Raw genomic sequence first — 223 nt, forward strand, 5'->3', positions numbered from 1 at the left:
GGGCCAGAACACGTCCGTGCCGTCGTCCAGGGTGTGGTTCGGGCCCTGCGCGAACCGCACCGCCAGATCCGGCAGCTCGTCGACGTCCGGGACCCGCCACGGCTCCGAGCCGTTGGCGAGGTAGCCGTCGGACAGCAGGAAGACCGGCGTGCGGTAGACCAGCGCGATCCGCGCCGCTTCCAGCGCGGCGTCGAAGCAGTCCGCCGGGGTGCGCGGCGCGACC

Annotated in this window: 1 pseudogene; it reads right to left on the reverse strand. The window is 74.0% G+C overall.

The annotated features are described in order from the left end of the window. Positions 1-223 (reverse strand): annotated as a pseudogene (locus tag ACFIF2_RS36020) (2-oxoglutarate ferredoxin oxidoreductase subunit alpha); the annotation flags it as partial.

The sequence above is a fragment of the Streptomyces sp. BK79 genome (assembly GCF_044142145.1).
Taxonomy (GTDB): domain Bacteria; phylum Actinomycetota; class Actinomycetes; order Streptomycetales; family Streptomycetaceae; genus Streptomyces.